This is a genomic window from Arcobacter cryaerophilus gv. crypticus (assembly GCF_002993025.1).
Lineage (GTDB): Bacteria > Campylobacterota > Campylobacteria > Campylobacterales > Arcobacteraceae > Aliarcobacter > Aliarcobacter cryaerophilus_B.
The window spans coordinates 1-10,600 of the sequence record NZ_NXGI01000026.1 but is presented as its reverse complement, the minus strand read 5'-3'; the positions used below and the strand labels follow the sequence as shown (position 1 = coordinate 10,600).

The 10,600-nt window shown below is 23.5% G+C and carries 5 protein-coding genes and 2 pseudogenes; 4 read left to right on the top strand and 3 right to left on the bottom strand.

The window, feature by feature from the left end:
* Together CJ670_RS11100 and CJ670_RS09195 are read right to left on the bottom strand one after the other, a co-directional pair.
* Positions 1-305, bottom strand: a pseudogene (locus CJ670_RS11100) (hypothetical protein); the annotation flags it as partial.
* A gap of 37 nt (positions 306-342) precedes the next feature.
* Positions 343-1,534: pseudogene (locus CJ670_RS09195) on the bottom strand (IS3 family transposase).
* A gap of 171 nt (positions 1,535-1,705) precedes the next feature.
* Between CJ670_RS09195 and CJ670_RS09190 the strand changes: the two are divergent.
* From CJ670_RS09190 to CJ670_RS09170, 4 genes are all read left to right on the top strand, one after another.
* A complete protein-coding gene (locus tag CJ670_RS09190) occupies positions 1,706-2,611 on the top strand; it encodes a hypothetical protein (protein ID WP_105939741.1) in 906 nt (301 codons plus the stop codon).
* Positions 2,612-2,723: 112 nt separating this feature from the next.
* Entirely contained in the window at positions 2,724-4,178 is a 1,455-nt protein-coding gene (locus tag CJ670_RS09185) for a M48 family metalloprotease (protein ID WP_105939740.1), read from the top strand.
* 251 nt (positions 4,179-4,429) lie between these two features.
* Positions 4,430-9,631 carry an ankyrin repeat domain-containing protein gene (locus CJ670_RS09175; RefSeq protein WP_105939738.1) on the top strand — a complete coding sequence of 1,734 codons (5,202 nt, stop codon included), beginning with the start codon at positions 4,430-4,432 and terminating at the stop codon, positions 9,629-9,631.
* Entirely contained in the window at positions 9,631-10,278 is a 648-nt protein-coding gene (locus CJ670_RS09170; RefSeq protein WP_105939737.1) for a hypothetical protein, read from the top strand. Before CJ670_RS09175 ends, CJ670_RS09170 begins: the two co-directional genes overlap by 1 nt.
* A gap of 40 nt (positions 10,279-10,318) precedes the next feature.
* Here the strand turns inward: CJ670_RS09170 and CJ670_RS10890 are convergent.
* Positions 10,319-10,600, bottom strand: a 282-nt coding sequence (locus CJ670_RS10890; RefSeq protein WP_207763630.1) for a hypothetical protein, incomplete at its 5' end; no start/stop codon positions are given.

Below are 10,600 nucleotides of genomic sequence, written 5' to 3'. Positions count from 1 at the left end.
ATTGAAATTGCAAGGGTTTCAAGTTCACACTCTAAATCTCTAAAAAGTTCTCCTAGTGTTTGTGGCTCATGTTTTATGCGGTTTATGTAACTTACAATGTTGTAAGTAAACATAGAAAGAGTGATTTTTCCAATAAGAGCTTCATAGATACGATTTTTTTCTTTTCCTAAGCCAAACAAGAGTCTTAGATCTTTATAGCCTTGTTCAATATTCCATCTCTTTTTATAAGTTTCTAAAATCTCTTTAGCTGAAATACTTATATCTGTTGATATAAAAACTAATAAATCTTTTCCAGTGTGTAAAATGATCTGTCAACACTTTATAGGACAAAAAATTTATAATTTAACTAACCATTTCAAAACGTAACATTTTATCTTCAAATTCACTTGGAGACATATATCCATTTGATGAATGTAATCTTTGTCTATTGTAAAAAATCTCTATATATTCAAATATTTTTTCACTTGCTTGTTTTCTTGATATAAATTTCTCATGATGAATTAATTCAGTTTTTAGAGAATGAAAAAAACTCTCTGCAACTGCATTATCCCAGCAATCTCCTTTTCTACTCATACTTTGAACTATCCCATATTTTTCTAAAAGATTTTTATGTTCATAAGAGGCATACTGACTTCCTCTATCAGTATGATAAATTAGTCCTTTAGAAGGATTTCTTCTTTTTAATGCCATTAATAGTGCATCATTAACAAGTGAAGTTTTTAAACTATAATTCATAGACCATCCAACAACTTTTCTTGAGTAAATATCGATTACAACAGCCAAATATAACCATCCCTCATTTGTTGGAATATATGTAATGTCTCCAACATAAACTTTATCTATTTGTGAGCTATAAAAATCTCTATTTAGATGATTTGGTGCAATTGGTAGAGTATGATTTGATGTTGTTGTAATTACTTTAAATCTTCGTTTCATTTTTACTTTTAGATTTAAATATTTCAGAGTTCTTTGAATTTTTCTTCTTGAAACTATAAGACCATATCTTTGTTTTAAAACCTCTTTTAATCTTCTTGTTCCATAAGTTGCACATGAATGTTCAAAAATGATTTTAATGAGATTATTTAAATCTTTATCAATTTTATTTACAATAGAACCTTTTTCAATCCAGTTGTAGTAGCAACTTCTGCTAACTTTAAAAAGTTTACACATAAGCTGTACATTAAAACTCTTTGAGTGTTCTTTTATCCAAGCATACTTTATAGAGTTTCTTTTGCAAAGTATGCTGCTGCCTTTTTTCTCACAGAGAGTGCAAGCACAAGAATATCTCTTTTTCTTGTTTTAAAATTGCAAGTTCTTTTTTAAGTCTTTTATTCTCTTGCTCTAAAGTCTCATTCTTTAAATCATTTACAGGTAACAAATTATTTTTAGCTTTGTACTCATTTACCCATAAAGCTAAAGTTCCTTTATTTAATCCTAAATCTCTAGCAATGCTTGAAATTGATCTATCACTATTATCAATACAAAATTTTATAGTTGATTCTCTAAACTCTTGTGAGTAATTACTTTTTCTCATTTTTATTCTCCGCTTTCACTAATTTTAACATAGTTATTTTCTATGTCCTATTTAGTGTAGCCAGATCAGTTTATAATTTAGTACAATAAAAGATTATTTTAAAATTTTCTAATATTAAATAAAGTTATAAAGTAATATACTCCCAAGCAAATTTAGGGAAAAGGGAAGAATATGTTCAGCATCGTTGTAGATAATATTTTAAAAAGATATTCAAGAGATGATTTATCTAAAAGATATAGTGTAAATTTACCTTCAAAAGAAGAGAATTTTGAAATACTAAAAAAAGTAAACAATTCTAATAAAATAGATGGAAATTATTATGAGCTATCAAATACAAATAAATTTGTAAAGCAAAAAGGTGAGAGGGCTCACGCCTCAATTTTAAAAGAAGAAAGAGCTATATTTTTTGAATATAGATTAAGTTGGCTAGAAAAATTAATTCTTATGATAATAACTTTTTTTAATAATTTAAGACAGAAAACAATAGATTTCTTTAATACTCTTATATCAAAAATTCCAAATAATCTTAAGATACTTGCTAATGTATTAACCTTTATCTTATATATTCCAATTACAATTTTAGGTATATTTTCAATGATTATTTTAACAATATCTTCAGCTTTTAAATTTCGTCTTCCTGGTAATATAGGAGGAATAATTGGAACAGTTATTGGAGTAATAATTGGACTTATTTTATCTATTTTTGTTGTTGCAATAAAATTTATTTTTGAATTAATTGGATTGCTTCTTTTACCATTTTTAAATAAATTTTCTGATTCTATAATAGATAAACCTTATATTAGAAAAATGGTTATAGGTAATTTTATGGATAATGGAAAATTTGATGAAGGTATTGTATTATCAAAAAATATGGTTAATACATTAGATTTTGAAGTTAAAAAGAATCTTTTAGGAAAAGAAAGTTTATATGTGGTTATTAATGAAGGCTTTGAAAAAATGTCTCTTACTGATAGAATATTAAATTTATTTTTACCAAATTATTTTGTAAATAAAAAAACTATATTTGTAACTGATAAATCAAATAAAGAAAGTTTTGAAAATTTATTTAAAAATTAATCAATATTAATTAAGTAGTTTATTTTGAATAAACTACTTAATTATGTAAAAATTTAGTTCAAAATTTTTACATATTAACTAATAATTTTCTATTTTATCGTGAAGAAGTATTATGAAGAATTTAATAAGTTATTTTATAAATCCAATATTGTCAATTTTAGCAATTATAACTATCTCCCTAAACTATCTATTTATATTCGTACCTTTTTATATAGCAATAATTCCTGTTGTAATGTATTTGAAACAAAATAATATAATTTATATTCCAGAATTTATATTTTATTATTTTATTGCAGGAATGTTTTTATTAACTCTTTTTTACCTGTTTATTGATTTTTTATTAGGATTTTCTGTTAAAAATTTAATAAAAAATACAATTGAAGTAAAACAAATAAAAGATCTGGCGTTCCATCAAGAATTATTTGAAGAAATATTGAAAAAATTTAATTTAAATAATGTAAAATTTTTATTACAAGAAAATGAAGAAATTAATGCTTATGCTGTTGCAACATTTGGTAGAAAATATTTAATTATAACTTCTGGAATGATAGAACATATACAAAATTCTTTTGAATTAGTTAATGACCGTAGAGAGGCTTTTAAAGGTTTAATAGGTCATGAACTTTCTCATTTAATAAATTGGGATTTTCTACCAGATTTAATATTGATTTCAGGAAATCATATATCTTTGTATACGCAAAATATTATCTTATTCCTTTTACAAATCTTGAAAATTATTCCTTTTGTTGGTTTTATTTTATCAGAGTTAGTATATAAATTATCAAGTTTAATAATAAATATAGTTCAAAAATTTACTAATCATATATATATTCTATTTAATAGATTTTTGGGCAGACTTGTCGAATATAGATGTGATAGTCAAAGTGCACAAATTTTATCTTGGCAAACAATGTATATGACTTTATATATGCTATTACCACTAAATAGTAGTGCGTATCACAGTTTATATTCGACTCATCCTAGTACAATCCTAAGAATTTTAAATATTTACAATAAATCTTCTTTTAAAGATAAAATTGATGTAAAGTTTATTGAGAAATCATTTGGTTTAATAGCTTTGCTATTTGTAACAATTAGTTTTATTTACTATATATATTATTATCCAAAATTAATTGATAATTTTATATCAATTATGCATAAAAAAATTGTTTATATATTTAATGATATTATTTCTTTCTTAAATAATTTTAGTACTATTTCTATAAATTATTCAATCTTGCAAGAGAATAGTGTATATTATTTTTTTATATTTATATTGAGTATATCTATTTTATTATTTATAATATTTATTTATAAAAGATTGATTGTAAATTTAAAAATACAATTAATAAAAAATAAAGTAAATACTACAAATGATACTCCACTTGATATACTGCTTTTACATGCCATAGAAAACAATGAAATTAATACTTTTATTATATTATTGGAAAAAGGAGCTAATTTCAATTCTAAATACTTTAAAGGAAGCATTTATTATTTTGCAGAAAAATATAACAAAAATTTTATAAAATATTTAAAAAAGATAGAAAGATTGCCTAATGTATAAAAATTATAATTCATCAGTAGTGAAAGAAAGTTTTGAATATAATATAAAAAATTTAGAGACAAGAATAGAAAAAATTAGAACATTAATATTTGCTGTTATATCACTAATCTTAGTTATAGTTATATTAGCTTATTTTGGTTATATGTATGGAAAAGATATTGATTATTCTACATTATATAATGAATTTCAATCTAAAGTAAAAATGCTGCATTACACAGTATTTAATTCTATTGACAGGTGGTTAAGTAAATATGTTTAATTATATAAAGAATTTGATTTCCAAAAATCTAGAACCTAATGAAATATTAGGTTTAATAGAATCAAATGAATTAGAAAAATTAAAAGAAGCAAGTACAGACTCTTTAAAAAAGTTTGCTAAAGTTCATAGTGATATATATTTTTATTTAATTAATAATAATAAAAATGAAATGATAAAATTCCTCCAAGAATATTATTTTGATTTCAATCTAGTAGATGATAATGGTCGTTCATTACTTCATTATGCAGTTAAAGAAAATAATATTGAAGTTGTTAAAATACTACTAAAAATGTTTGTTAATATAAATGCAAAAGATAAAGATTCATGGACTCCATTGCATTGGGCTTCTAGAAATAATCATATTGAATTAGTTAAAGTTTTAATAAAAGCAAAAGCTAATTTAAATGAAAAAGCTACATATTATGATGATAAAGAAGGATTTTCTGGTATAACTCCGTTATTTGATAGTATATTTAAAAATAATTGGGAAGTAGCAAAATTACTTATAGAAGCTGGTTCAGATGTAAATTTAGCTAAAGAAACAGATCTTAAATATACACCATTGTTATTAATAACATCTCAAAAAGAACCTAGTCTTGATATTTTTAATATGTTAATAAAAGCTGGTGCAGATATAAATGCAAAAGATAAAAACTCATGGACTCCATTGCATTGGGCTTCTAGAAATAATCATATTGAATTAGTTAAAGTTTTAATAAAAGCAAAAGCTAATTTAAATGAAAAAGCCACATATGGTGATGATAAAGAAGGATTTTCTGCTATAACACCTTTATATGATAGTATAACTCAGAATCATTTGGAAATAGCAAAATTACTTATAGAAGCTGGAGCGGATGTAAATATAGCAAGAGAAACAGATCTTAAATATACACCATTATTATTCATAACATCTCAAAAAGAACCTAGTCTTGATATTTTTAATATGTTAATAAAAGCTGGTGCAGATATAAATGCAAAAGATAAAAACTCATGGACTCCATTGCATTGGGCTTCTGGAAATAATCATATTGAATTAGTAAAAGTTTTAATAAAAGCAAAAGCTAATTTAAATGAAAAAGCCACATATAGTAATGATGAAGAAGGATTTTCTGCTATAACTCCTTTATATGCTAGTATAACTCAGAATAATTGGGAAATAGCAAAATTATTAATAGAAACTGGTGCAGATGTAAATTTAGGAATAGAAACAGGTAATAGATATACACCATTGTTATTAATATCTTCAGAAGAAGAAACTAATATTGATATTTTTAATATGTTGATAAAAGCTGGTACAGATATAAATGCAATAGATAAATACTTATTTACTCCATTGCATTGCGCTTCTATAAGAAATCATATTGAATTAGTTAAAGTTTTAATAAAAGCTGGTGCAGATATAAATGCAAAAGACGAAGATTCATGGACTCCATTGCATTATGCTGTAAAAAATAATCATATTGAAATAGCAAACTTATTAATAGAAGCTGGTGCAGATGTAAATATAGCTAGTGATACTGGAGATAAATTAACGCCATTATTATTAATATCTGCACAAATAGACCCTAGTATTGATATTTTTAATATGTTAATAAAAGCTGGTTCAGATATAAATGTAAAAGATAAAAATTCATGGACTCCATTGCATTGGGCTTCTAGAAATAATCATATTGAATTAGTAAAAGTTTTAATAAAAGCAAAAGCTAAGTTAAATGAAAAAGCCACATATGGTGATGATAAAGAAGGATTTTCTGGTATAACTCCTTTATATGATAGTATAACTAAGAATAATTGGGAAATAGCAAAATTATTAATAGAAACTGGTGCAGATGTAAATATAGCAAGAGAAACAGATCTTAAATATACACCATTGTTATTAATAACATCTCAAAAAGAACCTAGTCTTGATATTTTTAATATGTTGATAAAAGCTGGTGCAGATATAAATGCAAAAGATAAAAACTCATGGACTCCATTGCATTGGGCTTCTAGAAAAAATCATATTGAATTAGTAAAAGTTTTAATAAAAGCAAAAGCTAATTTAAATGAAAAAGCCACATATAGTAATGATAAAGAAGGATTTTCTGGTATAACTCCTTTATATGTTTGTATAGATAAGAAGAATTTGGAAGTAGCAAAATTACTTATAGAAACTGGTGCAGATGTAAATTTAGGAATAGAAACAGGTAATAGATATACACCATTATTATTAATAACATCTCAAAAAAAACCTAGTCTTGATATTTTTAATATGTTGATAAAAGCTGGTGCAGATATAAATGCAATAGATAAAGATTCATGGACTCCATTGCATTATGCTGTAAAAAATAATCATATTGAAATAGTAAACTTATTAATAGAAGCTGGAGCGGATGTAAATATAGCTAGTTATACTGGAGATAAATTAACGCCATTATTATTACTATCTTCACAAACAGAACCAAATATGGAAATTCTTAAAATATTGATTATAGCTGGTGCAAATGTTGATTATAGCTCAAAAATAGTTTTGGAATTAAAAGATCAAATCATAGATTCTATTAAGAAAAACAAATCATCTAAAACAGATTTAATTTTATTTAAGAAATTAGTGAAAAATAATCTTTTAACTGGTCAAATGGTAGATAGTTGCATTACTGGTGATTTAAAAATTGTAAAAGAATTACTGAAAGCTGGTGTTAATCCAAATGGGAAAAAGAATTCATGGACACCATTACATTATGCTGCAAGAAATAATCATGTAGAAATAGTAAAAGTTTTAATAAAAGCAAAAGTTGATTTAAATGCAAAAGCTACATATGGTAATGATGAAGAAGGATTTTCTGGTATAACTCCTTTATATGATACTATAACTAAGAAGAATTGGGAAGTAGCAAAATTATTAATAGAAGCTGGAGCGGATGTAAATATAGCAAGAGAAACAGGTTCTAAATATACACCATTATTACTCATATCTTCACAATCTGAACCTAATAATGAGATTTTTAGTATGTTAATAAAAGCTAGTGCAGATATTAATATAAATGATAAAGAAAATAAAAATGTAATAGATATTTTAATTTCTAAAAGCAATTCTACTTGTCTAAGTTATTTATTCGAAAATTATATAGATGAAAAAATAGATAAAAATTTTATAAAAGAAATTTCTCATATACAGATAAAAAATGAAACTTTAAAGTTTATAAAATCTGAAATCAATAGATTTAGTATTAGATTATTTTATCATACAAATGAAAGTAATTTTTCAAATATAGAAAGTTTTATTTCAAAAATGATTAAGATAGAAAATTTCAGAATTACTTTTGAAAAATCAGATGTTGTAATAGAATTTTTAAAGAATAACTTATTTTCAAAGCTTATAAAAAAATTTAAAGTACAAGATAAATATTTGAGTATATTTGATATAAAAGAGATTAATCATTGTAATTATTTATTTTTAAATAAAATTGATGGGTTAAGCTTTGAACAATTTAAATCTTATAAAAATGATATTCAAGAATATGCAGGAATGCAGATTGATTTAGAAGAATATAATGAATTACATGATTTATATGATAGTGATTTTTCAAAAAATGATTTAATTATTTTAAAAAATAGTGTTATAACTGTCATAACTAAATTATTGAATATTTCTGGTGAATATGTTAGAGAAAATTCAGAAAATGGATATAAAAAATATTATTTTAAAGGTTGTGTGAAAAATGAATGGGAAAGTAAATTAAAAGAAATATGTAGTTTACTAAAGCAACAATTATCTATAGAAATTCATAAAGATTTTTTGGTATTAATAGAAAAAATTGAAGAAATTATACCAAAATTGTTAGAATTAAAAGATAGTAATAAAAATATTCCTAAATTAGAATTTATAAAAGAATTAGATAATGTGAAACAATATTATTATACTTTTCTACCAGAAATAGATTTAAAAGAATGGAAATTAAAAGCAAAAAAAATCAATTTTAGAGTTTTATTTAACCAACCTAATAAAGTTTATGAATTAGATATGTATAATCAAAGTTCAAAATTTTATGATGAAAATTTTTCTAAAAAACAATACATTATACTAAATGAATATGAGTCAATACCTACAAAAGAAGAATTAAATGATAAAAAATTATCAGATAGTATGCTTAGTGATAATAAAATATTTATGGGATATGGAAAAGGTAAAAATTTATATTATATAGATTTAAATCTTATGACACATTTAGCTGTAGTTGGATCAACAGGTTCTGGAAAATCAAATTTAATGAATGGAATAATAACTTCGTTATTATTTAATTTAAATCTTATTGATGCTTTATATCTTATTGATTTAAAAGGTACTGAATTTATGAAATATCAAGATATTGATTCATCAAAAATTAATTTATTTACAAAGAAATCTACTCCTAAGGTTATTTTAGAAGCTTTACTTGAATTAGAGGCAGAGATCCAGCTTAGAACTGAATATTGTCAAAATGAAAGGCAAGTGAAATTAAAAACTAACCCTATTTTCTTGATTATTGATGAATTTAAACAAATTGATAATATTTATTGTGAAACTTCGCAAGATCATAAAGATAAAGATGAAATATCCAAGTCGTTAAATCGTATAGGTTCTTTATCAAGAAGTTCAAATATCAAAATGATAATTCAAACACAAGGTGCAAAAGATATTCCAGAAGATATAAGAAAACATTGTATGTCTAGAATTTTAATGAAAACTTCATTAGAAAATGATAGTTCTATTCACCTTCAAAATGTTGATAAAATGCAGGAGTTAGGAATTAATCACTTAACATTTGACAAAGGTAGATATATTTTAGAAGATGATAATGATGGTGACACAAAAACATTAGAGTTACAATTTCCTTTTGTGGATCCTTATGATAATTTACATTTAAGTTTTCAAAAGTTTTATGACAATGAAGAATCAGATCAATTTAAAGTAAAGATAGATAAATTTATTGACATAGTGAAATCAGATTATAAACAATTATCAAAAACAAAAAGATTATCTTTACAAATAATTGAAAACCAAGAAATAAAAAAACAGGAAATAAATATAACTTCTGAATTTAAAAAAGTTTCATATGATTTAGATTCTTTATTTAATGAAGAAGAAAAAAGTTTTAAAGAAGTTGAAAATATACAACAAAAAATTAAATCTTTCAAAGATAATTTAGCATCAAAATATGGAGAAAATAAATAATGGAATCATCTTATCAAAAAGCATATAAAATATTTAAATTTATTGATGAAAATGTTATAAATGATTTAAATTTAAGATATAAAGAATCTTGTGCACAAATAAAAAATTTTGTTACTGAAAACTATGATTTAAACATGAGTAGATCCAAGACAAAAGCTGCTATAGAATTGTTAGATAATAATTATTTATCAAGCGAATCTCAAGGTAAAAATGTAAGAAATAAGTTACTTACTTTGAAAGAATATGGATTAGAATTAGATAAAAGTTCTAGAGAATTAAGGACTCAATTAGACTTATTTACTGATTTTTATATAGAAAATAGCAAAAAATTTTCTAATGAACTTTTACATTTATTTGAACAATTATCTGAAGGAATTGCTACAGGTGATGACTTAATTAATGGAGGAAAGAATTTAGCTAAAGAAATAGAAAAATTTATAAATAATGATTTAGAATATGAAATAAATAAATTTAAAATGTTTATTCAAAAAAAAGTAGATTATTTTACTGGAAATATTGATTCTTTGTATAAGGAAATTGAAAGAATAGATTCTGATAGATTACCAAAGTTAAAACATTGTATTTGGACAGATTTAGAATTTGATAATTTATTTTTAAAACCTGCATATTCCAATAATGATGAATGAATTTTTTATAAACTTAATTATCTTAAAACTTCTAACTTACTCAACTTTCGCACATAAAACCTAACTCTTTTTGAGTGAAAGCACTTATCACTGCAATAATTTGAAGTAAATCTTTATTATCCTTGACAACATTTTGGATTTCAGAGATTTTTGTAAGTATTTGAATAAAAAGTTGCATTGAAATTGCAAGGGTTTCAAGTTCACACTCTAAATCTCTAAAAAGTTCTCCTAGTGTTTGTGGCTCATGTTTTATGCGGTTTATGTAACTTACAATGTTGTAAGTAAACATAGAAAGAGTGATTTTTCCAATAAGAGCTTCATA

Excerpts from the sequence above, each read along its gene's own strand:
- CJ670_RS09190 (WP_105939741.1), top strand. The coding sequence starts at position 1,706 with ATGTTCAGCATCGTTGTAGATAATATTTTAAAAAGATATTCAAGAGAT.
- CJ670_RS09185 (WP_105939740.1), top strand. The coding sequence starts at position 2,724 with ATGAAGAATTTAATAAGTTATTTTATAAATCCAATATTGTCAATTTTA.
- CJ670_RS09175 (WP_105939738.1), top strand. The coding sequence starts at position 4,430 with ATGTTTAATTATATAAAGAATTTGATTTCCAAAAATCTAGAACCTAAT.
- CJ670_RS09170 (WP_105939737.1), top strand. The coding sequence starts at position 9,631 with ATGGAATCATCTTATCAAAAAGCATATAAAATATTTAAATTTATTGAT.